This window comes from Pseudomonas sp. NPDC087804, from assembly GCF_044742965.1.
GTDB lineage: Bacteria > Pseudomonadota > Gammaproteobacteria > Pseudomonadales > Pseudomonadaceae > Aquipseudomonas > Aquipseudomonas rustica.
Genome location: NZ_JBIUVN010000006.1, coordinates 44,600 through 65,257, shown reverse-complemented (window position 1 = coordinate 65,257; position 20,658 = coordinate 44,600). Strand labels below are relative to the sequence as shown.

Genomic DNA, 20,658 nt, shown 5'->3' with positions numbered 1-20,658 from the left:
AGAGTCCAAACACAATCTGAAAATGCTGTAGGAAAAGTTAACGAGAGTGTTCTCTGTACAGTGTTGGGCACTTGATCCGATCGGTAGTCGGTATAAGGGGTTGCGTCTCGCCAGCAGCAATGGCGATATAGGCGCCTAATAAAATTTCAGGGGTTGTTTGCATGCCACTTGCCACGTTGTTTCACCGCGCCAGTTTGCCCAGCCCTCAGGTTTCTGAGGTGCAAGCCCTGCAATGGCTCGCGGAACATTACGGGATCAGTGGGCGGTTAAAGGCCTTGGGCAGTCAGCAGGATCTTAATTATCGGGTCGACAGTGAGCGCGGCCGTTTTGTGCTGAAAATCTGCCGTGGCGACTATTCGCTGGTGGAGCTGCAAGCCCAGCACGCCGGCCTCAAGTACCTCGCTGAACATTCCGCAGTCAGGGTGCCCAGCGTTATCGTCGCCAACAATGGTCAGGATTTGTTGACCTTGGAATCCGCTGGCGAATCGGTGCACGTGCGCTTGCTCGATTACATCGAAGGCCAGCCGCTGACCGATCTCGACCATTTGGGCAAAGAAGTCGTGGCCGGGTTTGGTCGGCTTTGCGGTGAGATGGATCTGGCGCTCGCAGGCTTTGATCATCCGGGCCTTGAGCGCACGTTGCAGTGGGATGCGCGCCACGCCAGCGCGTTGATCAGCCATTTGCTGCCGGTGATCAAGGATCAGCGTCAGCGCGAATTGATCGCCGACGCTGCCGAGCAAGCAGAGCGCCGCTTGCAGCCGTTGCTCGAGGAGTTGCCGGTGCAGGCGATTCACATGGACATCACCGACGACAACGCGGTGTGGCAACGTGATGCGCAGCGTCATTGGCAGTTGCAGGGCGTCATCGATTTTGGCGATCTGGTGCGCACATGGCGTATTACCGATTTGTCGGTGACCTGCGCTGCATTGCTGCATCACGCCGGCGGCGATCCGTTTGTGATTCTGCCGGCAGTGCAGGCCTATCACGCGGTCAATCCGTTGCAACACGAAGAGTTGCAGGCACTGTGGCCATTGATCGTGGCGCGGGCGGCGGTGCTGGTATTAAGTGGCGAGCAGCAGGTCAGTATCGATCCGGCCAACACCTACAGCCGCGACAACCTCACCCACGAGTGGGAAATTTTCCGCGTGGCGACATCGGTGCCGCTGGCGCTGATGGAGGCGGCGATTCTGACGGCGGTCGGTCATTCCCTGCCGGCCATCAATAGCGAAGGTTTTGCCCCGTTGCTGCCGAGTCTGGTCGGGCGCGAATTTGCCTTGATCGATCTTGGCGTCTTGAGCGCGCATTTCGAGGCGGGCAACTGGGAGCAGGAAGGTATCGATCAGCGCCTGCTGACCGAAGCCGCTGCGGCGCATGGTCTGGCGGCGAGCCGTTATGGTCAGTACCGTTTGTCGCGCACGCGCCCTGACAGCGCCGATGAACCGGACACGTTCCCGCTGCACGTCGAATTGCGCGTGCCCAACGGCACTGCCGTCGAAGCACCGTTTGCCGGTGTGCTGCATCAAGCGGCGGACGGCGCGTTGCGCCTCGATGGCCCGCAACTTAGTGTTCGTCTGTGGAGCGTGACACCTTCGGTGCACAGCGGCGCGGCGCTGGTCAAAGGTCAGGTGCTGGGGTCGGTCAGCGGCCCGTTATTGGTTCAGCTTTGCCGTGGCGCGCAGTTGGAAGCGCCGCTGTTCTGCACGCCAACCCACGCGGCGGCCTGGCAGGCATTGTGTCCGTTGCCAGCCGCGCTGCTGGGGCTGGCCTGCGATGCCGAGCCGGAGCTGGATGGCAAAACCCTGCTTGAACGCCGTGACGCCAGTTTCGCCCGCACGCAAAAACACTATTACGTCGACCCGCCGCGCATCGAACGCGGCTGGCGCAATCACCTGATCGACATGCAGGGCCGCTCCTATCTGGACATGCTCAACAACGTCGCGGTGCTCGGCCACGGTCATCCGCGCATGGCCGCCGTCGCGGCGCGTCAGTGGTCGCTGCTCAATACCAACTCGCGTTTCAACTATGCGGCAGTCGCCGAGTTTTCCGAGCGCTTGCTGAAGCTGGCACCGGAAGGCATGGATCGGGTATTTTTGGTCAACAGTGGCAGCGAAGCGAATGACTTGGCGATCCGTCTGGCGTGGGCTTACAGCGGCGGTCGCGACATGATCAGCGTGCTGGAGGCTTATCACGGCTGGACAGTCGGCGCCGATGCGGTGTCGACGTCGATTGCCGATAACCCGAAAGCCCTGGAAAGCCGCCCGGACTGGGTGCACCCGGTGCCTGCGCCCAATATGTATCGCGGTGAGTTCCGTGGCATCGATTCGGCACCGGATTACGTGCACAGCGTTGAGCATCACCTGGAAAAACTCGCCGAGCAGAAGCGCCAATTGGCCGGGTTTATCTGCGAACCGGTGTACGGCAATGCTGGCGGCATCTCGCTGCCACCGGGTTATCTGAAACAGGTTTATGCCTTGGTGCGCGCGCAGGGCGGGGTGTGCATCGCCGACGAAGTGCAGGTCGGTTATGGGCGTATGGGGAAATTTTTCTGGGGCGTTGAAGAGCAGGGCGTGGTGCCGGACATCATCACCATGGCCAAAGGCATGGGCAACGGCCAGCCACTCGGTGCGGTGATTACTCGCCGGGAAATTGCCGAGGCGCTGGAGGCCGAAGGTTATTTCTTCTCGTCGGCGGGCGGCAGTCCGGTCAGTTGCCAGATCGGCATGGCGGTGCTCGATGTCATGGAAGAAGAAAAACTCTGGGAGAACGCGCAGGTGGTCGGTGGCCACTTCAAGGCGCGGCTCCAAGCGTTGATCGATAAACATCCGCTGGTGGGCGCGGTGCACGGTTCCGGGTTCTATCTGGGGCTTGAGCTGATTCGTAACCGCGAGACGCTGGAAGCGGCGACCGAAGAGACCGCGCTGCTGTGTAATCGTCTGCGTGAGTTGGGGATTTTCATGCAGCCGACCGGGGATGATCTGAATATTCTCAAGATCAAACCACCGATGGTGACGTCGCGCCAGAGTGTGGATTTCTTTGTCGACATGCTCGACCAAGTCCTCGCCGAAGGCCTCTGATCCCGTGTAGGAGCTGCCGAAGGCTGCGATCTTTTGATCTTGATTTTTAAGAGCAAAATCAAAAGATCGCAGCCTTCGGCAGCTCCTACAGGGTTTCGGGTTTAATTCGATTTGTATCGGTCTTTATTGCGTTGAATTAGACGAAATGCATTTTAGTAGCTTCTAAAGCCGATATTTATCGGCTATAAAGTCTCCTTTGCTCCGGCATGGCGTCTCGCTGTCCGGTGCGCGCGTTTTCTTTTCGGTCGAATGGTCGACCGTCAAAGCACTTGCCCGGAGATGATTCATGAGCCGTATCGTTACCGTTGCCGCTACTCAGATGGCCTGTTCGTGGGATCTGGAAGCCAACCTCGAAATCGCTGAAAGGCTGGTACGCGAAGCCGCCGCCAAAGGCGCGCAGATCATCTTGATTCAGGAGCTGTTCGAGGCGCCGTACTTCTGCCAGAAGCCGAACCCGGACTACCTGCAACTGGCGACGACGGTGGAAGAAAACGTCGCAATCAAACATTTTCAGAAAATCGCCAAAGAGCTGCAAGTGGTGCTGCCGATCAGCTTCTACGAGCTGGCCGGCCGCGCGCGTTTCAATAGCATCGCGATCATCGACGCCGACGGCAGCAACCTCGGGATTTATCGTAAAAGCCACATTCCGGACGGCCCGGGCTACCACGAAAAGTATTACTTCAACCCGGGCGACACCGGTTTCAAAGTGTGGAACACCCGTTACGCAAAAATCGGCGTGGGCATCTGCTGGGATCAGTGGTTCCCGGAAGCCGCGCGCAGCATGGCGTTGCAAGGGGCGGAAATTCTGTTCTACCCAACCGCGATCGGCAGCGAACCGCACGACAAGACCATCTCATCGCGCGATCACTGGCAGCGCGTGCAACAGGGCCATGCCGGCGCTAACTTGATGCCGCTGATCGCCAGCAACCGCATCGGCAACGAAGAACAGGACGGCTACGACATTACGTTCTACGGTTCTTCGTTCATCGCCAACCAGTTCGGCGAAAAAGTGCAGGAGCTGAATAAAACCGAAGAAGGTATTCTTGTGCACACTTTCAACCTCGACGAGCTCGAACATATTCGCAGCGCGTGGGGTTCATTCCGTGACCGCCGTCCGAACCTGTACGGCGCGTTGAAAACCCTCGACGGTTCCCTGGAGTCCTGATCCCGATGACCACATTGAAAAGTACCCCGCGCGCCGACGGCTTTCACATGCCGGCCGAGTGGGCGCCGCAAACGCAGACCTGGATGATCTGGCCCGAGCGCCCGGACAACTGGCGTCTGGGTGGCAAACCGGCGCAAGCCGCACACGCAGCAGTGGCCAAAGCCATCGCGCGTTTCGAGCCGGTGACTGTTGCCGTTTCCGCCGGCCAATACGAAAACGCCCGCGCCCGCCTGGACGTGCCGAATATCCGCGTGGTCGAGATGTCCAGCGATGACGCCTGGGTACGCGACAGCGGCCCGACCTTCGTCATCAATAACAGCGGTGAAGTGCGCGGTGTGAACTGGGACTTCAACGCTTGGGGCGGTTTCGATGGCGGTCTGTATTCGCCGTGGAATCGCGACTCGCAGGTCGGCGGCAAGATCCTCGAGATCGAACGCAGCCCACGCTATCGCACTGAAGGTTTTGTGCTCGAAGGCGGTTCGATTCACGTCGACGGCGAAGGCACGCTGATCACCACCGAAGAATGCCTGCTGAACCGCAATCGCAACCCGCACCTGGGCCGCGAAGAGATCGAAGCAGTGCTCAGCGCCAATCTGTCTGTGGATAAAATCATCTGGCTGCCGGACGGTTTGTTCAACGACGAAACCGACGGCCATGTGGATAACTTCTGCTGCTACGTGCGTCCGGGTGAAGTGCTGCTGGCGTGGACTGATGATCCACAGGATCCGAACTACCCGCGCTGCCAGGCAGCGATGAAAGTCCTGCAAAGCAGCACTGACGCCAAGGGTCGCCCGTTCACGGTGCACAAAATGCCGATCCCGGGGCCGCTGTATGCGACCGAAGGAGAGTGCGCTGGTGTCGATCCGGTCGACGGCACGCAGGAGCGTAATCCGTCGGTGCGTCTGGCCGGTTCTTACGTGAACTTCCTGATCGTCAACGGCGGCATCATCGCGCCGAGCTTCGACGATCCGATGGACGCGCCTGCTCTGGAAATCCTGCAGAACCTGTTCCCGCAGCACGAAGTGGTGATGGTGCCGGGCCGCGAACTGTTACTGGGCGGCGGCAACATCCACTGCCTTACCCAACAGCAACCCGCGCCGCACAAAGAGTGAGTTGAGTCGTAACAGCTTGAGTTGATTACCAAATCAGCCGGGAAATGATTAGCTCGCTAAGTATGAACAGAGGCCCGCAGCCCGAAAGGACGGCGGGCTTTTTTGTATCCACTTGTCGACAAATGCGAAACATTGGCATAGCTCTTGTATTCGTCTGGGGGCACTAGGGAGGGGGAAGAACTTCAATCGTTCTGTCATAAACCTTGGATAACGTAGCCGCTCACGAACGGGGAGAGAGCGCTGAAATGAACGCCGAAGTGAACGTAATCAGCGAGCGGACTTTGCATCCCATGGCCGTTAACGGCGAATCGCTCCACCGCGTTGCGCACTGGTTGAAATCCAATGGAACGCGTCAGATCAGGGTTCCTGATCCGCGCCGGATGATGATCGAGCGCTACCCCGCTGACCTGTTCAGCGAGGACGAACTGGAAGCGTTGTGGGATGTGCTGGAAGGATAAGAAGAACAACAGGGATGGGTAAAAGCGCTGCCGGGATGGCGGCGCTTTTTTATGGGGTTAAATTATATGGAGGTACGTACTAATCAGATGTGAATACATGACTTCAATATCGAAGCGGACTAATGAACTAGCTTGCATGTTTGCGACACACCGGAAAATTAAACTTCCTGAGGAGGAGTGAGTACATAAAACTCTTGGATAGAAGGCAGATCGTAAGGTTTAGTATCTGACCGGAAGATCGCAGAAATGGTATTCGGGCCTAGCTTCGGGAAATCATTAAGCGTAATCGAAAATGGCGTTTTTTCCTTATACTCCCCCTCGACTCTATGGATGTGTTTATGGTACTCGTGATCACCACGGTGAAAGTGAACTTCGACCCATGAATAATGATAGAAAGCATCTAAAACATAACCGCTAAGCGTTACGGGCTTTTCATTAACGCTATCTGCTACTGGCGAATACCACCCACCGTATTCGTTGCTGTTATCTGAGGTTTTTATCATGCCAGCGACCCTCCAGAAAAATTGAGAAGACAGTCTGTTTTTACGGGCATCTTAATCATTTGAACACCTGTAAAATCTGACAGTCCCGACGAATGGTCGCGGGCTGTTTCCGTGTTATTTCGGAGCATCAATCGAGTTCCAATCGAACTATTCAGCCTTCCACCAAGAAGGATGAGGCCTATTCAGGAGTTGCCTGCATTGAAAAAGTCCATAACGCGGTCTCGATGCCATCAATTTGAAGATCAAAAAGAATAAGTCCCCGTCATCACAACACTACGCGGCGCCCCCGGCTGAATCTGCGCAGCACTGGTCGCCGACGAGTAATACTCGCGATCAGTAATATTGTTCAGCGCCCCGCGCAAATCCCAATCTTTCATCCGATAACCGACCAGCGCATCCCAACGTCCATAACCCGGCAGCACGGTCGTATTGAGGTTATCGGCATAGCGCTGGCCAACCAGTGTCAGCCCGGTTTCGCCATACCAGCCCATCTCCGGTTTCCAGGTCAGGAACAGGCTGCCGTTGTGCTTGGCGACGTTGTTGATGCGTTTGCCTTCCAGGCCGTTGTTGTCCTTCTCGATCGTCGCGTCCTGCACGCCGACACCGCCGCGCACGTACCAGTTACCGGCGATTTTGCCGGTGCCGGTCAGTTCAATCCCGCGTGAACGTTGCACGCCGGTCAGCACGGTTACGGTCGGATCGTTTGGATCTGCGGTGCGGCGGTTGTAGAGCTCAAGGTCGTAGATCGCCAGCGTGGTACTCAGGCGATCATCAAGCCAGTCGCTCTTCACGCCGATTTCTTTCTGCTTGGTCAGCTCCGGGCTCAGGTCATTGGAGTTGCCCGCTGCACCCGGGGTGATACCGATCAGACCGCCGCCCACTGGTGAGAAAGTTTTAGTCCATGAGGCATAGAACGAGTGATTGTGCAGCGGCGTCCAGACCAGGCCCACGCGCGGGCTGGTGCTGTGGCTGTCGCGGTCTTCGCTGATGTTTTTCAACTGGTTGGTCGACTCGATGTCGAAGGTGTCGTAACGCAAACCGGCGAGCACTTGCCATTGATCGTTCAGGCGCAATTGATCCTGCACGTACAGGGCGCGGCTTTCGACTTCGGTGTGAGTGTTACTGGATACCTGCATGCGCCCGGTGTGGCGCAAATCGCGATTGGGGTTGTACAGATCCAGCGCTGGCACTGGCGAGCTGCCGGGGCCCGTGGTCGCCGCGTTGTACAGCTTCGGGGCGCGGCGTTGACTGCCGATCTCGATCCCGGTCAGTAGACGATGCTCCAGACCAAAGGTGTCGAAACCGCCTTCCAGCTCAATGTTGTTGTAGATGTTGCGGGTGGTCAGATCCTGCTGCCAGTGCTGACGCGTGACCTTGTTGGTCGCCGGGACATAACCGGTGAGGTAGGTGTTGTCGAAATCACTGTCGAGTTTGAACACGCCGAGGGTCTGGCGCAGTTGCCAGTTTTCGTTGATTTCGTAAGTGAGCTTCGAGCGCAACGACTGGGTTTTGTCGTCGATGAAATCGTGATCGTTGCCATAAGTGGTGTCGCGCCCGACATCGGCCGGACGACCATTAACCCCCGGAATGCCGCGATCCGGCGTGCGGTTGTAGCGGCTGTATTCATACTGCACCAACCAATTCAGATCGGGGCTCAGTTGCCAGCTCATCGACGGCGCGAACAACTGGCGATTGCCACTGACACCATCACGGAAGCTGTTTTCATCCATGTTGCCCATGTTCAGGCGCAGGCTGATGTTTTCGCTCGGATCGGTGCTGAGGTCGGCGTACAGACTGCGCAAATCTTCGCTGCTGCCTTGGGCTTCAATCGTCGAGCGACGGCCGAATTCCGGCATCTTGCTCACGCGGTTGACGATGCCGCCCTGGCTGCCACGGCCATACAACACAGCGGCCGGGCCCTTAAGCACTTCAACGCGTTCGATGTTGTGCATGTCGCGCTTGTACTGGCTGTCGTCGCGGATGCCGTCCAGATAAAAGTCGTTGCTCGCATCGAAACCCCGGATGCGCAGGCTGTCGAAACGCGTGTCGGCGCCACTGCTGACGTTGGGAATACCGCTCAACGCATCGCCGATGTCGTTGGTGCCGTAGTTCGCCACATTGGCGGTCTTGATTGAATCGATGGCCTGCGGCACGTAGCGCACCGGCGTCGAAGTGCGAGTCGCGGTGTTGCTGACCTTTACGCGCGGATCATCGTCTTCGGCTTCGGCAGCGCTGATCGATGTTTCAGGCAGTGTTGTAGGAGCAGCGTAGGAAAAACCGGCAGACAGCAGGGCAGAAAGGCCAAAGCTGTAGGACGTCAGGCGAAAAGGGGCAGGCATTGAAGAAAACATCCGTAGGATTTTTAGGCTGAAGCATGTAGGGCGCGGATGATAATGCTTGCTATTTACTTTCGTTAATTATTCCTGAGAAGTTCCGCTGCCGGATTGTTTCGGATTGTGTCTCAGCCCGTACAACCCGCTCGTTCAGCGAAATAAACCAACTCGTGAGGGCAATCATGGACGCGATAAACCGCTGAAGAATCTTCCTCTGCGCTGCGTCAAAATCACTGGTTGTGACCGATTCCTTGCAACCGGCCATCACAAAATTTACGTTTCTTAGACGAATTTCGCCTATTTAAAGACGATTCTTGAAATTGACACATTGTTCCGGGCGCGGCTACGATTCGGCCCAACGCCTGTGGCCAACCGCCATGACTCAAAATAATAAGAAGGCCCGCCACGACTTGGTCGTGGGCGGGTCTTTTTGTTTCGGGATGAAAAAAGAGTGCAAAAGCGCCGTTTCAGCCGTTCGACACAGCGCGTTTCAACCCGTAATAAGGAAAATAAAATGTTGAACAAGCGAATCAGCCTGATCGCTCTGGGGATGTTGAGCGCCACACAGGCCATGGCTAACGACCAGGCCGAGTCCAAGGGTTTTCAAGAAGACAGCAGCCTCAAAGTGCTGCTGCGCAACGCTTACATCAATCGTGACTACAAAGACGGCAACGACGACAAATCCGAATGGGGCCAAGCGGCCATCGGTACGTTCTCGTCCGGCTTCACCCAAGGCACCATCGGTGTCGGCGTCGACGCTTTCGGTCTGTACGCACTGAACCTGGAACGCAGCGAAGATCGCAGCGGCGCCGGTGGTATCGACTTCTTCAAGAAGGGCGCCAGCGGCGCTCCGGCCGACGACCTGTCCAAGGGCGGCGCAGCGGTCAAATTCCGTCTGTCCAGCACCACCCTGACGTACGGTGACCAGATGCCGGCCCTGCCGGTGCTGAACTACGACAACTCGCGTCTGCTGCCGGAAAGCTACACCGGTACTCTGATCACTTCCAAAGAGATCAAAGGCCTGGAGCTGAACGCCGGTCGTTTCACCGCCGAATCGCGCAAGAGCGCGGAAGGCCGTGACAGTGGTGGTCTGAAGTCGATCAACGTATTGGGCGGTAGCTACCAGTTCACCGAACAGTTCAAGGCTGCGCTGTACGCTTCCGACGTCGAAGACGTGCTGAAGAAGCAATACGTGAACGCCAACTACGTGTTCCCGATCGATAAGGATCAATCGCTGACCCTCGATTTCAACGGCTACCGCACCAAGCTGGACAATTCCTACGTCCGCGAAAGCGGTGCAACCGGCGACGACAACAAGATCTGGAGCCTGGCCGCGACTTTCGTCACCGGCCCGCACTCGTTCACCGTGGCGCACCAGCGTTCCACTGGCGACAGCAACCTGGGCTACGCCTACGGCGGCTATCAGAAAGATCAGGGTCGTGTCGGCGACGGTGGCAACACCATCTACCTGGCCAACTCCTACTGGTCTGACTTCAACGCTGAAGACGAACGCAGCTGGCAGTTGGGCTACGGCCTCGACTTCAGCGCTTTCGGCGTGCCGGGTCTGAGCTACAACGTTGCTTACGTACGTGGCGACAACATCACTACGTCCACCAGCGAAGGCGGCACCGAGCGCGAGATCTTCAACCAGTTCAAGTACGTCGTGCAAAGTGGCCCGGCCAAAGACCTGAGCGTGAAACTGCGCAGCTCGATCCTGCGCGTGTCGCAGAAGTCCAGCGAGTACAACGTCAGCGGCAACGAGCTGCGTGTGTTCGTGGATTACCCGATCAACATCTTCTGATGATCGATCGAATGTAAGAAACTTGAGAAAAACCCCGATTCGTTCGGGGTTTTTTTTCGACGGATTTTTGATGAAAACCAGAAAAAAACCATGTTTTTGTCATGTAAAAGTAGTTTTTAAGTCGCTGCAAACTTCGTTTCAAACAGGGCTTTAAATGCCTGAAATTCTTTCTCATGGACGCAAATTCTCCACCTAATAGATTAGACCGCTCAACGCAGTGGAGAATTGGGTAATGATCGTTTTGAACAGAGAAGTGGGCGAATCGCTACGGCGCGACAAATTTGTCAACGTCCAGGGTGGTGACTTCAATCTCTACGGTCATTTTGCCGACTTCGTCAGACTGACCAAAAGTTGGGAAAACATGGAGCCTGACAGCTATTACGGTCAGGCCGAAGCCGGCATGCGTTACCGTCGTTATAGCGACTTCGAGTACAACCCGAAAACCCGCGAGCTGACGCAACTTGAGCATCGCGCGTACGTACAGTCGAAAGAGAACAACGCTTACGTTGGCGGCCTGGTACGACACTTCCAGGACTTCTCCGATGAAGTGATTTCTTCGCCAGTGATGCGCAGCCTGATCGACACCGATTTTGAAGTGTACAAAAGCGTGCTGCCGGAAGAGTTGCACGATGAAATCTGGCAGTGCCAGATCCATCAGATCCGTATCGAGATCAAACCCGGCAAACAACTGGAAATTACTCCGGAAGGGATTCACTGCGACGGTTACCCGTTCAGCGGTGTGCACTTCTGGGGCCGCAACAACGTCGAGGGTGCCGAGAGTCGTCTGTACGACATCCACGAGCATCAACTGGCGTCGACCACTTACAAGGAAATTCTCGACACCACTTACTTCCTCGACCGCGATATGCGCCACTACGTGACGCCTGCGCGCAACACGCACACCCATGCCATGGCATATCGGCAGATTCTGGCGATTTCTTTCTCGCGGCCCGGGACCGCTTTCGACATTGTTCGCTAATCAGATCACCCCAATCGATGGCGTCGAGTGCTCGACGCCTGTGGTGCTGCGACGCGCCACGGCCAAGGATGCGCAGCGCATGGAGCGCTTCTTCCGCCAGTTCGACGAAGTGTCTTTCTGCGAATGGCAGGACGCCAAGTGCCTGCGCGGCGTGCTGATTCAGAAAACCACCACGTCGTATCTCGCCTTCGACGTCGCCGGCGAAATCGTCGGCGCGGTGCTTGGCGGCATGCTCGGCAGTCGCGGCACGATCAATCATCTGGCCGTCAGCCCGCGCTATCGCAGCCAGGGCGTCGGTCAGCGTCTGGTTGAAGCGGCGTCGTCCGACATGAAACGTGTCGGCGTGTTGCGGATGTTTCTGTTCGTCGACGATGCTAACCTCGCGGGCAAGCGTTTTTGGACTGCCCAGGGTTTTTGCGAGCCCCACGGCGAACGGACATTTGAGAGGGATCTATGAATGAACGGTCCGGCAGTGCGCCGCTGATGGTCACCCATCAGCCATCGCGCACATTTGCCGAAGCCAGCCCGGTCGTCGCCGGCTACTTCACGGTGTCGTTTGTGTTCGGGCTGATGGCCGTCAACGCCGGGTTGCCGATGTGGCTGCCGGTGGCGATGTGCCTGTTCGTCTATGCCGGCGCTTCGCAATTCGCCGCGCTGGCGCTGATCTCCAGCGGTGCGTCGCTGACCACCATTGTGCTGACCACGTTCCTGATCAACGCGCGGCACATGTTGATGTCGGTCTATATGGCCAAAGCCCTGCGCGCGCTCGGTTTGAGCCGCATGGAGCGTTGGGCTTACGCCGGCGGCCTGACCGATGAATCCTTCGCTTTTCACAGTGTGAAACTCGGCACCGGCGCGCCGGTCAACGTGCGCTATCTGATCGGTTTCAACCTGTTCTGCCACACCTCGTGGGTGCTCGGAGGATTGCTCGGCGCAGTTTGCGCACAGTACGCGGCGCACCTGATCAAATATCAGCTCGACTACGCACTGACGGCGATGATGCTCTACGTGCTGGTGTCGCTGTGCAACACGCGCAACAAACTGATCGCCGCCGCGGCAGCGGTGATCTGCATGGGCGCCCTGAGCCTGGTCGGCAGCTCGCCGTTTAATGTGTTTATCGCCACGTTTGTGGGCTGCGGAGTGGGTGTATGCCTGACCAAACGTTCCTGATTCTGGTAGTGGTGCTGATGATGGCCGTGACCTTTCTGCCACGCGCCTTGCCACTGCAAATCAATACCGAGCACTGGCCGCCATTTGTCGCGCGGGCGCTGGAATACCTGCCGGTGGCGATCGTCGCTGCTATCAGCCTGACTCCCTTGTTGATCAAGGATCAGCACATACAGCTCGACCGCCCGGAATTCTATGCCGCGATTCCGACGTTGTTATGTGCGTATTTCAGCAAAAACCTCTTTCTCAGTGTGGCGGTTGGGACGGCTGCGTACATTGCGCTCGGCTCGTTCATGTAACGGCAGATCAACAACATCGCTGAGTGCCTGGCGCGACAACTCCGAGTTGTTCACCGCAAGGCGCACTTCGAGGAAGTCCTCGAAACCCGGGAAAATCGTCAGGCCGTTTTTCTGCGCAGCCTCACGCGAGACCATGCCGACCGCGTCCATCTGCGTGATCAACGACAACGTCAGCGTCTCGCTGCATGAATAGACCATGCGCTGACCGTTCTCGTGATTGCCCAGCCCGGCGTCGAGAAAACGCAAAAAGCTGTGGGAATACGGACAATCTTCTGCAGGACGTACCTGAAACTTGTTGCCCAGCAACGTCAGCGGATCGTTCTCCTGCCCGCAATGCGCGCCGACCACCTGCACCTGCACTTCGGGCAAGACAATGCTCGGCAAACCCGGACGCTGCGGGCCGATCAGCACCGCGAGGTCAAAGTCTTCGTTCTTCAACTTGCTGAGATTTTCCATCGACTCGGCGTAGCTGAATTCCATCTGATAATCGGGAAACACCTCAATCAGGCGCCCGATCATTCGCCGATTGAAGTCAGTCGACAACGTGTTGTTCAACGCGACCTTCAACGTCCGCTGGCCCGGCACCTTCAGCGCCTCGACCTTTTCTTCCATCTGTCGCGTGGCAATCAGCACTTTGTCCATATACGGCGTCAGCTCAGTGCCTTGCGGCGTCAGCGTCAGCCCTTTGTTGGAACGACGAAACAAGCGGAAACCGAACTGCTCTTCGACCTTGTTCAACTGCGCGGCCAGCGCCTGCACAGTCAGGCACGAATGCTCGGCTGCGGCCGACAAAGAGCCGGTCTGCACGATGCGCATCAGGTTGCGTAAGGTTCTGCTATCCATGGGTAATGCCCTCTAAAGTGGGCTGGGTATTGTTGTTTACGAGACTGCCGGTTCGGCGGCCATATGCTGGGTATATTCCTGTACCTGAGCATAGTTGTCGCGGGTTGAGCTTCCTTACCACCCTTTTGCACCCGGTCACGGAGACCGAACTGATGGACACGAGCGATACGGTCAACTTCACCAACAAATCCGATCACAGCACCATTTGAGGTGGCTGACGTTTTGAGGTATCGCGCCGTTCGCAACTTGCGAAACATCGAGCGGCGGATTCTTCCGGACTTTTGTCGAAGTTGGGGTTTTCGTTTGGCGAATGGAGTGCCGTCAGGGTTCATCTGATCGGCAATTCGTTTGCGCTGGCTGGGTTGAATTTCTTTCGCGATGGCCTTTGCAAGTGCCCGGCGTGCCCCAGGCTCAAGCTTCGCCAGTAACCCGCCAAGTTGAGCGTTCAGCTCGTCTATGCCGGTCACGTCGTTTGCACCACTTCACCGTGAATGATGAGCTGCCATTTCTCGACTTCCGCGTAAGGGTCGAGTGCAGGCTCGTCTAAATGCTTGATGATCCGCTTTCCGGTAGCGGGATCATCGTTCACCGCAATTCGCTCGGTCAGCCTGAGCTTGATCGAGATGTCTGCCGTTTTTGTGTTGAGAATTTCTGCCTCGAATGTAAATCCATCGCGCATTTTGTCCCGGTTCAACATCATTTCCGGCTGGTTAACCCTGAGCCAGTCGAGGATGGGCACTATCAGCGTATCGGGGTGGCCTTCAAAGTCCGTGACGATTGCATTCAGGATGTATTGATACTCGAATGACAGCGTGTTCGCCGCTGTCGCTATTATGTTTCCCTCGTCTAAAAAGATATGCAGCTTTTCTGGGTCGCGCTTTAGCTGTGGGATGGCGGATCTAAGGATCGCTCGCAGACTGTCTGGCTTTTTCATTCTCGCGCTCCCTGACAGTCAATGCAGCGCTGGCAGCCGAATACAGCGTCACGCCGTGCCTGTGGGATTTGCTCGCCACAGTCAACGCAATGAGTCGCACTTGGAGCCAGCACCGGTGGGTTCGCTGCAAAGTGACGGGCCAACGCCTCATCACGTTGACGTTGTTCGAGGCCCTGCGCGCGGTCTTGAGGAGTAGTCATGGATGCTTCCGTTCGTTCTTGGCTTTGTCGGCTTTCAGTTGGCAGTCGAGGATCATGTCTACCTGTGCGGCACATGCGGCCCAGGCTTCCTCGACCTCTTCAGGGGTGAGCAGGAGCTCGCCGTTGTTCGTCGGATTGCTCGCTGACAATCGACATGCGGTTACGCGCGGACACCCAGGCTCTGTACTGTCCTGCGCCGATGATTTCGGGGCGGGAACGCAGGCTGATAGCAGCAGCAGGCAGCTCAGCAGCAGCCCAGTCGCGGAAGTTTTTGTTTTCACGGGTGAGCCTCTCGAACAATTCTTTGCTCTGCTGATTGCTGCTGCGTAGGTCGGCGAGCAGATCGCGCAAACTCGCGCTCGCTCGGTCTCGGTCTGCGGCATTTTCTTGGATCGCTTTCAATTGTTGATCTGCGCGATCGGCTCTGTCGTTCGCATCGACCAACTGTGCAGATACATGCGAAGCCTCAGCGGCTTTGATTCGATATTGCTGCACCCCGACGAGCGCAATGCATGCGGCCAAGGCGAGGACGAGTGGACTGCTAAGCGATGGCATGCGAGTCCCTCAATGAGTGGTTTTGTTCGGCTCTGAGCGGTAAAGCCCAGCCGCCGCCAGATCGCGCTCGGAAAGTTTTTCGAGTGCGCAGGTGGTGACGATGATTCGCTTGCCGGGATGCAGTTCGGTGATCGCGTTGGCAAGCCAGCGCATGCATTCCTGCTTGGTGTCATCGGGCAGGCGCAGAATGTCGCCGTCATTGAGCTGGAGGTGGTCGATCTTCATGCTGCCAGCCTCTCGAAACGCTCATAGGCCTGAGATAGCTTGGCGTCGTAGAGGTTTTCCTTGTAGGCCGGGCCGTTGTAGAGCTTGGCGAACTCTGCCCATTTACGGGCTTTCAGGGACTTGTGTAGCGCTGGATCTGCTGCGATGAAGGCGACGAAGGCGTCGAGCTGCGCACCTTCGCTTTCACTCATTTTCTCGACGAATTGAGCGGAGCTGCTGTAGCCCAGGTTTTCCCAGTGGTAGCCCATAATTTGAAACAGGCCCCAGCTGCAGGCCTCGTAGGCGATATCGGCGAACGCTTCGCCAATGATCAAGCGTGCGTTTCTCAGGCGAGCCCACTCACCGGCACCACCGGTATATCCACCCCGCTTCGGGTTACAGAGGTTCGGGAAGCGAGCCGAGAGAGTTTCAACGTCGGCTCCTTTGGCTTTCAGGCGCTGATAAAAAACGTGACGCTCGAACAAGATCACGGGGCGACCATCAGGCAAGAAGCCGCAACCGTTACTTTCCACCGAGTTGACCGTCTTGACACTGATCAGCGGCATTTCAAGGCGATCAGCCGCAGCCTGAAGATCAGCTTCACGGAGAACGCGAATCGAAGGTTTGCCGGTCAGCACGGCCATGGTCTTCGCACCGGCAATACCGTCGGCCACAAGCCCGGCTTCGCGCTGCAGCTCGATGACCGCAGCTTGGGTTGAGATGCCAAACCATCCATCAACCGAGATCTGTGCCCCGCGTTTGTTGAGCAGTCGTTGCAGCTCGGCAACTTCGCTGCCGTGGCTATCCATTTTCAGAACCATGTCTCTCTCCGTAGCAGTCGAACGAATCGGTTATCCATCATTGAATTGCTTGGTCTGCACAGTTCGATCACGTTGCCGCGAACGGAGATCAGGGCGATGCAAAGCAGCAGGTTGAGAACGAGCTGAGGCGGGTCAGGCAGGTATGGCCGACCGATGATGTGAAGGATCGGAACTGAACCTGCCGCGACGGTGACGGTGTAGGCGAGCAGTGAGGCAAATGGCCGATGCGTTGCGCCCTTGCGGCTGAAGAACATCAGCGACAGCGCGATGAGGCCGCAGCAAACACTGTTGATCAGCGGCAGGTAGCTCATTTCCGGTCTCCTTTGAATCGAGCCAGTAACGCGCCTGGGTCTTCGGAGATCTTGATCACCCAGAGCAGAAGACGAACCGCAACTGCGGCGGCAACCAGCGCGCCCACACCTTCGCTGACTTCGATGCGATCCGGCAGGAGGCTGGTCAGCAATGCGGCGGCAATTGAGGCGCAAAGGATTCCGGCGATAAAACTGATAACGAAGAACCCCACCTTTTTTGCGTTGGTTAGATCGGTTGATGCCAGGACGAAGACGACCGCCCCGGCGAACGATCCAAGGATTACCGCTGACTCAACTCCGGGGAGCAGGGATAGCGACCCGACGGCGACGACGGATCCTGTTGCATAGCTGGTGGAGACTGGCTCGGCCATTTTTTTTCAATCCCAAAGTTGAACCAGACGGTTTTTCGCTGGAGGGGGTAGGTCGGGGAGGGTGACTAGGGTGCCGTGCGGTAGAACGGCGCCGAGCGCGGCGAGATCCGGGTTTGCCTGCAATGTCGCCTCGACAACGCCCGATGTGCGCCCGTAGTGACGCCATACCAGCGCATCCAAGGTTTCGCCCTTTTGGGCACGGACTTGCATCAGATGAGCTCTATCGTGGATCGAGAAACGCCAAGCAAATCCCGGATCGCCCATCGGGCATCCCGGCGCAGATCGTCGATTGGTGTTTCGAGTGAGTCCGCGGCCCTATGGCCGTCGGCTGTTGTGTCGGAGTCGCGATAGCGCTCACGGAGGTTTGCGGAGGCGGTGGAGTACACGGCTCGCAGGTAGTAGTAAACGAACTCGCTTTTGCCGTCGATCGTCTCGGCGGGTACGTCATCAAGGGCGCTATAGCCCGCGGCTTGCTGGGTGATACGCCAGTCTCGAAGATCCCGGTTCGCACTGGTGATAGCTTCGATTGCTGCGTGGTATAAGCGAGGATGGCTAACAGTGCCATCAAGCCGGACGGTCTCCCGCAGATCCGCGAGGTCGATGTCAGGAAAGAAGCCCGAGTTTCGGACGGTATTTTCCGGGGAGTCACTGCTTATGAGTTCGTCCGTGGCTACAAAACCGCTCATGAATCGCTCCGGTTAAAAAAGGCGGTGGAGGGGGTTTTGGCGAGGCAAGCCTGCCGTCACCCCCTGCCGCCTTGGTGCGCGGGTATCGCCCGGTGTCAGCTACCAGCACTGCTGGTAGTCGAGTTCTTCAGCTCTCGTTCGAGCTTTTCCATTTCTTTCTTGATGCCGACTTTGTCGTGAAGCTGCATGGCCCGTTTCATGTGCTCCAACGCGGTATGACCGAGGGCCAGTTGCTCGTCAGAAAACGGTGGTTCGCCGATCGACAATCGCTGTGCAAGACCGATTTCCTTGTGCAGCTTCGCCCGTACCTCATCCGGCATGTCCTGACCGGTAGTGATCTCCAGAACTGTATTCAGGGAGGTCACATCGACCGGCTCACCACCGTCGCGGGCACGTTTCGCGAGGTCGGCAAACTCTTCAGCAATGAGCGTTGCGGTGGTGCGCTTGAATTGATCCGGCAGTGAGAGCTGATGCGCGATTGCGTATCGGGCGATTTCGATGGCTCCCTGTCCATCTCCGGCATCAATGCGCCAGATGAGGACGGTCATCAGCACCTCGTCTTGGACGCCTGTACCTGCGGCCAGCACGCCCTCGACATACGGGACGTACTCCGACAACAGCTCACGCTTGATCTCGGCCTTGAGCTCTGTTGACTGCGTTTCCTTGAGTCGTCGGCGATCGTTCGCGAGCTTGTGCAACATCAGTTCATGGCCAGTAGCCAAGGCGAGCGGGTTTTCCTCCGCTGCTGCGGAAGTTTCCGCAGCAGCGGTGGCCCGCATGAAGTGTGCTTGTGCGGGGGTTGGCATGTTTAAACCGCCTCTTCCAGCTCGATGTTTTCGATGAAGGCTACGCACTCGTAGTCTTCGATCACGAAGGCATCGTTCGACGACTGATAGGTTTCAACGCGGTCGCGTTTCGGGTTGTCGAGAACGCTCCGGCGTTGGGCACCTTCCTGCCAATACACGGACAGGTTGGAGAGCTTGGTGATCAGGATTGCGTTCGCCGGGAAAAACGGAACGGTCACCGCCTGACGGTTGCCGATGCGTTTTTGGCTGGTAATCAGGTCTTGAGCCGCTTTCTGCTCAGTCGGCGCCTGGACGGTATTGACCAGCGGAAAGTACTTGTCAGCCAGGAGCGCGCTGCCGCAGATCGCGACCAGCTGCGTGTCCTCGCGATACCACGGAGCTACGAGGTTGTTGACGGCGTCGTAGACGACCGCGTCCAGCGTCTTGTAATCGCCGTTCGGGCCGACCTTGATTTTGCCCGTACCGGGGCCGACTTCTTTCATCCAGCGAGAAGGGGCATTGGCACGGATTTTTTGCAGCCACCCGATGGCGACGTCTTGCAGCAGCGGATTCGTGGTGCGATTGCTGGTCAGCGCGCGGCTGGTGCCGTTGAAGCCAACCATGATTCGATCGAGTGCGATGCGCTGAATAATCGCGTCGCGGATGAGTTGCTGGAACTGCGGGAATTTCGCCCAGGCATCGAGATTCGCGTATTTGAGGTGCGTGTCGTAGTTGATCTGTTCACAGCGGTAGCGGCTGCCTTCGATCTCGAACAAATCGCGAGTTTCGCGCTCGCCTGAGTTCGTGTCGGTCGTGCCAGCGATCGGGCCAGTAATCATCAGGCCGAGAGCTTCGCCTTCTTGCTCGACAACGCCGATGACGTTGATGGACTTCAGGAACTCACTCGATTCCTGAACCTTGTTTTCCATGGTTTGTTGAACCTGTGGAGTAACCGCAAATTTGCTGGTTACTGCCTCGGTGTCAACGCCGTTCAACCGAGCCACCTGCTCACGATAGAGTTTCAGGGCTTGGCGAGTTTCATTGCGCATAGATTTGCTCCGGGCTTGCTAAGGGGTGTGCGTCAGGGATCAGCAGTCGGTGGTAACCGCGACTTTCGAGCCGGTGGCTGATGGCCGATTCGGACTGTTGTCCGGCGTGAAGTTGAGCTGCTTGATAAGTGCGTCCAAAGCGCCGGTCTCTTTTTCGAGGTCAGCGGAAAGCTGGGTGACTTTCTTTTCCAGATCGCTCACCGCGCTGAAGCGCCCGAGCAAGTCGCGTTGGCTTTCAGCGATGATCTCGATCGCTTGGCCGTGATCGGCAAAGTTGGCGTTATCGGTTTTCGACTTGACCCCCAGCAGCTCTTTCACCTTGCTGAACAAAGTCTTTCCGTCGTCGTTCTGGGTGACCGCGTCCAGCTCCAACGTGAACTCGATTGCTTCGGAGAACAGCGTGTCCTTACTTTGCTTGCGGGCGGCCAGAGGGCTGGACTGAGCCGAGGCGCTGAACTGCAGCATCTCGGTGCCCAGGCTTGCCGGGTCGTCGGTGACTGCGAGGCCGACCAGATACGCTTCGTTGGTATCAGCGAAGCTCGGATGCACTTCCATGGAGGTGTAAATCTTCTGACGGGCCTTCGTCATCGCGACCAGCTCATCAGTCGGGTCGATCACCGCAAACAGACCGAGCTTGTTGTCATCCACCGTTTCAGCGGTCAGCGAGAGAACATCGCCATAACGCTTGAACGGGCTGTCCGGCAGAACGCCTTTGAAATGTTCCAGATTGACGCGTGCGCCGTACTTGGCCGGGTTGTAGTTCGCAGCCATCTGTTCGATCCAGCTACGTTCGATAACGCGGCCGTCGGTGGTTGCGCCTTCGGTGGCAATGCGGAATTTTTTCGATTTGCTGGCCATTTCCTGTCCTTTGCGATGTTCCCCAGTCGGGCTGGGTGATTGACGCAGCCATGTTGGGGATCGCTGGCAATGGCAGGCAACGACGGGCTGATGTGCCAGCACTCAGCACAACAAGAGCTGATACGAAGTCGCACGCGCGCAACGGCATGC

General features: G+C 57.3%; 25 protein-coding genes. 9 read left to right on the top strand and 16 right to left on the bottom strand.

From position 1 onward, the window contains the following. Positions 1-161: 161 nt before the first annotated feature. The 4 genes from ACIOMO_RS12250 to ACIOMO_RS12235 all read left to right on the top strand — a co-directional run bounded on the left by ACIOMO_RS12250 (position 162) and on the right by ACIOMO_RS12235 (position 5,809). Positions 162-3,074: an aminotransferase gene (locus ACIOMO_RS12250; RefSeq protein ID WP_401240901.1), complete on the top strand. Its 2,913-nt coding sequence runs from the start codon at positions 162-164 to the stop codon at positions 3,072-3,074. Positions 3,075-3,360: 286 nt separating this feature from the next. Beyond that, positions 3,361-4,239, top strand: coding sequence for an N-carbamoylputrescine amidase (gene aguB, locus ACIOMO_RS12245; protein WP_034151905.1), 879 nt, complete (start codon positions 3,361-3,363; stop codon positions 4,237-4,239). 5 nt (positions 4,240-4,244) lie between these two features. Continuing rightward, positions 4,245-5,351 (top strand): agmatine deiminase, encoded by a 1,107-nt coding sequence (aguA, locus tag ACIOMO_RS12240; protein WP_401240897.1) that lies wholly within the window; start codon positions 4,245-4,247, stop codon positions 5,349-5,351. Between the two features lie 245 nt (positions 5,352-5,596). Beyond that, the gene (locus ACIOMO_RS12235; protein WP_053116553.1) at positions 5,597-5,809 is read left to right on the top strand and encodes a hypothetical protein; all 213 of its coding nucleotides are present in this window, start codon (positions 5,597-5,599) and stop codon (positions 5,807-5,809) included. Positions 5,810-5,967: 158 nt separating this feature from the next. Here ACIOMO_RS12235 and ACIOMO_RS12230 read toward each other — a convergent pair whose 3' ends face one another. Next, positions 5,968-6,312, bottom strand: coding sequence for a hypothetical protein (locus ACIOMO_RS12230; RefSeq protein ID WP_401240894.1), 345 nt, complete (start codon positions 6,310-6,312; stop codon positions 5,968-5,970). 242 nt (positions 6,313-6,554) lie between these two features. Next, on the bottom strand, positions 6,555-8,651 hold the full coding sequence (locus tag ACIOMO_RS12225; protein WP_401240892.1) for a TonB-dependent receptor: 2,097 nt from the start codon (positions 8,649-8,651) through the stop codon (positions 6,555-6,557). Between the two features lie 508 nt (positions 8,652-9,159). Between ACIOMO_RS12225 and ACIOMO_RS12220 the strand changes: the two genes are divergently transcribed. The 5 genes from ACIOMO_RS12220 to ACIOMO_RS12200 all read left to right on the top strand — a co-directional run bounded on the left by ACIOMO_RS12220 (position 9,160) and on the right by ACIOMO_RS12200 (position 12,891). Then, positions 9,160-10,446, top strand: a complete 1,287-nt coding sequence (locus ACIOMO_RS12220; protein ID WP_053116556.1) for an OprD family porin — start codon at positions 9,160-9,162, stop codon at positions 10,444-10,446. Between the two features lie 232 nt (positions 10,447-10,678). Then, positions 10,679-11,425 (top strand): 2OG-Fe dioxygenase family protein, encoded by a 747-nt coding sequence (locus tag ACIOMO_RS12215; protein ID WP_053116557.1) that lies wholly within the window; start codon positions 10,679-10,681, stop codon positions 11,423-11,425. 79 nt (positions 11,426-11,504) lie between these two features. Next, the gene (locus ACIOMO_RS12210; protein WP_053116558.1) at positions 11,505-11,882 is read left to right on the top strand and encodes a GNAT family N-acetyltransferase; all 378 of its coding nucleotides are present in this window, start codon (positions 11,505-11,507) and stop codon (positions 11,880-11,882) included. Beyond that, entirely contained in the window at positions 11,879-12,595 is a 717-nt protein-coding gene (locus ACIOMO_RS12205) for an AzlC family ABC transporter permease (RefSeq protein ID WP_053116559.1), read from the top strand. The genes ACIOMO_RS12210 and ACIOMO_RS12205 overlap by 4 nt, the downstream gene beginning before the upstream one ends. Continuing rightward, a complete protein-coding gene (locus ACIOMO_RS12200; RefSeq protein ID WP_053116560.1) occupies positions 12,574-12,891 on the top strand; it encodes an AzlD domain-containing protein in 318 nt (105 codons plus the stop codon). Before ACIOMO_RS12205 ends, ACIOMO_RS12200 begins: the two co-directional genes overlap by 22 nt. On the opposite strand, the gene ACIOMO_RS12195 is transcribed toward ACIOMO_RS12200, so the two are convergent. The 14 genes from ACIOMO_RS12195 to ACIOMO_RS12130 all read right to left on the bottom strand — a co-directional run bounded on the left by ACIOMO_RS12195 (position 12,808) and on the right by ACIOMO_RS12130 (position 20,508). Beyond that, a complete protein-coding gene (locus tag ACIOMO_RS12195) occupies positions 12,808-13,734 on the bottom strand; it encodes a LysR family transcriptional regulator (protein ID WP_053116561.1) in 927 nt (308 codons plus the stop codon). The genes ACIOMO_RS12200 and ACIOMO_RS12195 overlap by 84 nt on opposite strands. Beyond that, on the bottom strand, positions 13,707-14,201 hold the full coding sequence (locus ACIOMO_RS12190) for a phage virion morphogenesis protein (RefSeq protein WP_401240888.1): 495 nt from the start codon (positions 14,199-14,201) through the stop codon (positions 13,707-13,709). Before ACIOMO_RS12190 ends, ACIOMO_RS12195 begins: the two co-directional genes overlap by 28 nt. Further along, complete coding sequence (locus ACIOMO_RS12185) at positions 14,198-14,668, bottom strand: phage tail protein (RefSeq protein WP_401240885.1); 471 nt, start codon at positions 14,666-14,668, stop codon at positions 14,198-14,200. The genes ACIOMO_RS12190 and ACIOMO_RS12185 overlap by 4 nt, the downstream gene beginning before the upstream one ends. Beyond that, positions 14,665-14,868 carry a TraR/DksA family transcriptional regulator gene (locus ACIOMO_RS12180; protein ID WP_401240882.1) on the bottom strand — a complete coding sequence of 68 codons (204 nt, stop codon included), beginning with the start codon at positions 14,866-14,868 and terminating at the stop codon, positions 14,665-14,667. The genes ACIOMO_RS12185 and ACIOMO_RS12180 overlap by 4 nt, the downstream gene beginning before the upstream one ends. Further along, entirely contained in the window at positions 14,865-15,251 is a 387-nt protein-coding gene (gene lysC, locus ACIOMO_RS12175; RefSeq protein ID WP_401240879.1) for an Rz1-like lysis system protein LysC, read from the bottom strand. The genes ACIOMO_RS12180 and lysC overlap by 4 nt, the downstream gene beginning before the upstream one ends. A 181-nt stretch (positions 15,252-15,432) precedes the next feature. Then, positions 15,433-15,648 (bottom strand): hypothetical protein, encoded by a 216-nt coding sequence (locus ACIOMO_RS12170; protein WP_401240876.1) that lies wholly within the window; start codon positions 15,646-15,648, stop codon positions 15,433-15,435. Next, entirely contained in the window at positions 15,645-16,448 is an 804-nt protein-coding gene (locus ACIOMO_RS12165) for an N-acetylmuramidase domain-containing protein (protein ID WP_401240873.1), read from the bottom strand. The genes ACIOMO_RS12170 and ACIOMO_RS12165 overlap by 4 nt, the downstream gene beginning before the upstream one ends. Continuing rightward, a complete protein-coding gene (locus ACIOMO_RS12160; RefSeq protein WP_289204297.1) occupies positions 16,439-16,759 on the bottom strand; it encodes a phage holin family protein in 321 nt (106 codons plus the stop codon). The genes ACIOMO_RS12165 and ACIOMO_RS12160 overlap by 10 nt, the downstream gene beginning before the upstream one ends. Continuing rightward, a complete protein-coding gene (locus ACIOMO_RS12155) occupies positions 16,756-17,130 on the bottom strand; it encodes a putative holin (protein WP_034153046.1) in 375 nt (124 codons plus the stop codon). The genes ACIOMO_RS12160 and ACIOMO_RS12155 overlap by 4 nt, the downstream gene beginning before the upstream one ends. A gap of 6 nt (positions 17,131-17,136) precedes the next feature. Then, positions 17,137-17,340, bottom strand: a complete 204-nt coding sequence (locus ACIOMO_RS12150) for a tail protein X (protein WP_401240869.1) — start codon at positions 17,338-17,340, stop codon at positions 17,137-17,139. After that, positions 17,340-17,816 carry a head completion/stabilization protein gene (locus ACIOMO_RS12145; protein ID WP_401240866.1) on the bottom strand — a complete coding sequence of 159 codons (477 nt, stop codon included), beginning with the start codon at positions 17,814-17,816 and terminating at the stop codon, positions 17,340-17,342. The genes ACIOMO_RS12150 and ACIOMO_RS12145 overlap by 1 nt, the downstream gene beginning before the upstream one ends. Positions 17,817-17,911: 95 nt before the next feature. Beyond that, positions 17,912-18,622, bottom strand: a complete 711-nt coding sequence (locus ACIOMO_RS12140; RefSeq protein ID WP_401240863.1) for a terminase endonuclease subunit — start codon at positions 18,620-18,622, stop codon at positions 17,912-17,914. Between the two features lie 2 nt (positions 18,623-18,624). Next, on the bottom strand, positions 18,625-19,650 hold the full coding sequence (locus ACIOMO_RS12135; RefSeq protein ID WP_034153042.1) for a phage major capsid protein, P2 family: 1,026 nt from the start codon (positions 19,648-19,650) through the stop codon (positions 18,625-18,627). A gap of 39 nt (positions 19,651-19,689) precedes the next feature. Further along, the gene (locus ACIOMO_RS12130) at positions 19,690-20,508 is read right to left on the bottom strand and encodes a GPO family capsid scaffolding protein (protein WP_401240859.1); all 819 of its coding nucleotides are present in this window, start codon (positions 20,506-20,508) and stop codon (positions 19,690-19,692) included. Positions 20,509-20,658: the final 150 nt, after the last annotated feature.

What these genes read in the sequence shown, in the direction of transcription:
- ACIOMO_RS12250 (WP_401240901.1), top strand. Translation starts at nt 162, where the DNA reads ATGCCACTTGCCACGTTGTTTCACCGCGCCAGTTTGCCCAGCCCTCAG.
- aguB (WP_034151905.1), top strand. Translation starts at nt 3,361, where the DNA reads ATGAGCCGTATCGTTACCGTTGCCGCTACTCAGATGGCCTGTTCGTGG.
- aguA (WP_401240897.1), top strand. Translation starts at nt 4,245, where the DNA reads ATGACCACATTGAAAAGTACCCCGCGCGCCGACGGCTTTCACATGCCG.
- ACIOMO_RS12235 (WP_053116553.1), top strand. Translation starts at nt 5,597, where the DNA reads ATGAACGCCGAAGTGAACGTAATCAGCGAGCGGACTTTGCATCCCATG.
- ACIOMO_RS12230 (WP_401240894.1), bottom strand. Translation starts at nt 6,312, where the DNA reads ATGATAAAAACCTCAGATAACAGCAACGAATACGGTGGGTGGTATTCG.
- ACIOMO_RS12225 (WP_401240892.1), bottom strand. Translation starts at nt 8,651, where the DNA reads ATGCCTGCCCCTTTTCGCCTGACGTCCTACAGCTTTGGCCTTTCTGCC.
- ACIOMO_RS12220 (WP_053116556.1), top strand. Translation starts at nt 9,160, where the DNA reads ATGTTGAACAAGCGAATCAGCCTGATCGCTCTGGGGATGTTGAGCGCC.
- ACIOMO_RS12215 (WP_053116557.1), top strand. Translation starts at nt 10,679, where the DNA reads ATGATCGTTTTGAACAGAGAAGTGGGCGAATCGCTACGGCGCGACAAA.
- ACIOMO_RS12210 (WP_053116558.1), top strand. Translation starts at nt 11,505, where the DNA reads ATGGAGCGCTTCTTCCGCCAGTTCGACGAAGTGTCTTTCTGCGAATGG.
- ACIOMO_RS12205 (WP_053116559.1), top strand. Translation starts at nt 11,879, where the DNA reads ATGAATGAACGGTCCGGCAGTGCGCCGCTGATGGTCACCCATCAGCCA.
- ACIOMO_RS12200 (WP_053116560.1), top strand. Translation starts at nt 12,574, where the DNA reads ATGCCTGACCAAACGTTCCTGATTCTGGTAGTGGTGCTGATGATGGCC.
- ACIOMO_RS12195 (WP_053116561.1), bottom strand. Translation starts at nt 13,734, where the DNA reads ATGGATAGCAGAACCTTACGCAACCTGATGCGCATCGTGCAGACCGGC.
- ACIOMO_RS12185 (WP_401240885.1), bottom strand. Translation starts at nt 14,668, where the DNA reads ATGAAAAAGCCAGACAGTCTGCGAGCGATCCTTAGATCCGCCATCCCA.
- ACIOMO_RS12180 (WP_401240882.1), bottom strand. Translation starts at nt 14,868, where the DNA reads ATGACTACTCCTCAAGACCGCGCGCAGGGCCTCGAACAACGTCAACGT.
- lysC (WP_401240879.1), bottom strand. Translation starts at nt 15,251, where the DNA reads ATGCCGCAGACCGAGACCGAGCGAGCGCGAGTTTGCGCGATCTGCTCG.
- ACIOMO_RS12170 (WP_401240876.1), bottom strand. Translation starts at nt 15,648, where the DNA reads ATGAAGATCGACCACCTCCAGCTCAATGACGGCGACATTCTGCGCCTG.
- ACIOMO_RS12165 (WP_401240873.1), bottom strand. Translation starts at nt 16,448, where the DNA reads ATGGTTCTGAAAATGGATAGCCACGGCAGCGAAGTTGCCGAGCTGCAA.
- ACIOMO_RS12160 (WP_289204297.1), bottom strand. Translation starts at nt 16,759, where the DNA reads ATGAGCTACCTGCCGCTGATCAACAGTGTTTGCTGCGGCCTCATCGCG.
- ACIOMO_RS12155 (WP_034153046.1), bottom strand. Translation starts at nt 17,130, where the DNA reads ATGGCCGAGCCAGTCTCCACCAGCTATGCAACAGGATCCGTCGTCGCC.
- ACIOMO_RS12150 (WP_401240869.1), bottom strand. Translation starts at nt 17,340, where the DNA reads ATGCAAGTCCGTGCCCAAAAGGGCGAAACCTTGGATGCGCTGGTATGG.
- ACIOMO_RS12145 (WP_401240866.1), bottom strand. Translation starts at nt 17,816, where the DNA reads ATGAGCGGTTTTGTAGCCACGGACGAACTCATAAGCAGTGACTCCCCG.
- ACIOMO_RS12140 (WP_401240863.1), bottom strand. Translation starts at nt 18,622, where the DNA reads ATGCCAACCCCCGCACAAGCACACTTCATGCGGGCCACCGCTGCTGCG.
- ACIOMO_RS12135 (WP_034153042.1), bottom strand. Translation starts at nt 19,650, where the DNA reads ATGCGCAATGAAACTCGCCAAGCCCTGAAACTCTATCGTGAGCAGGTG.
- ACIOMO_RS12130 (WP_401240859.1), bottom strand. Translation starts at nt 20,508, where the DNA reads ATGGCCAGCAAATCGAAAAAATTCCGCATTGCCACCGAAGGCGCAACC.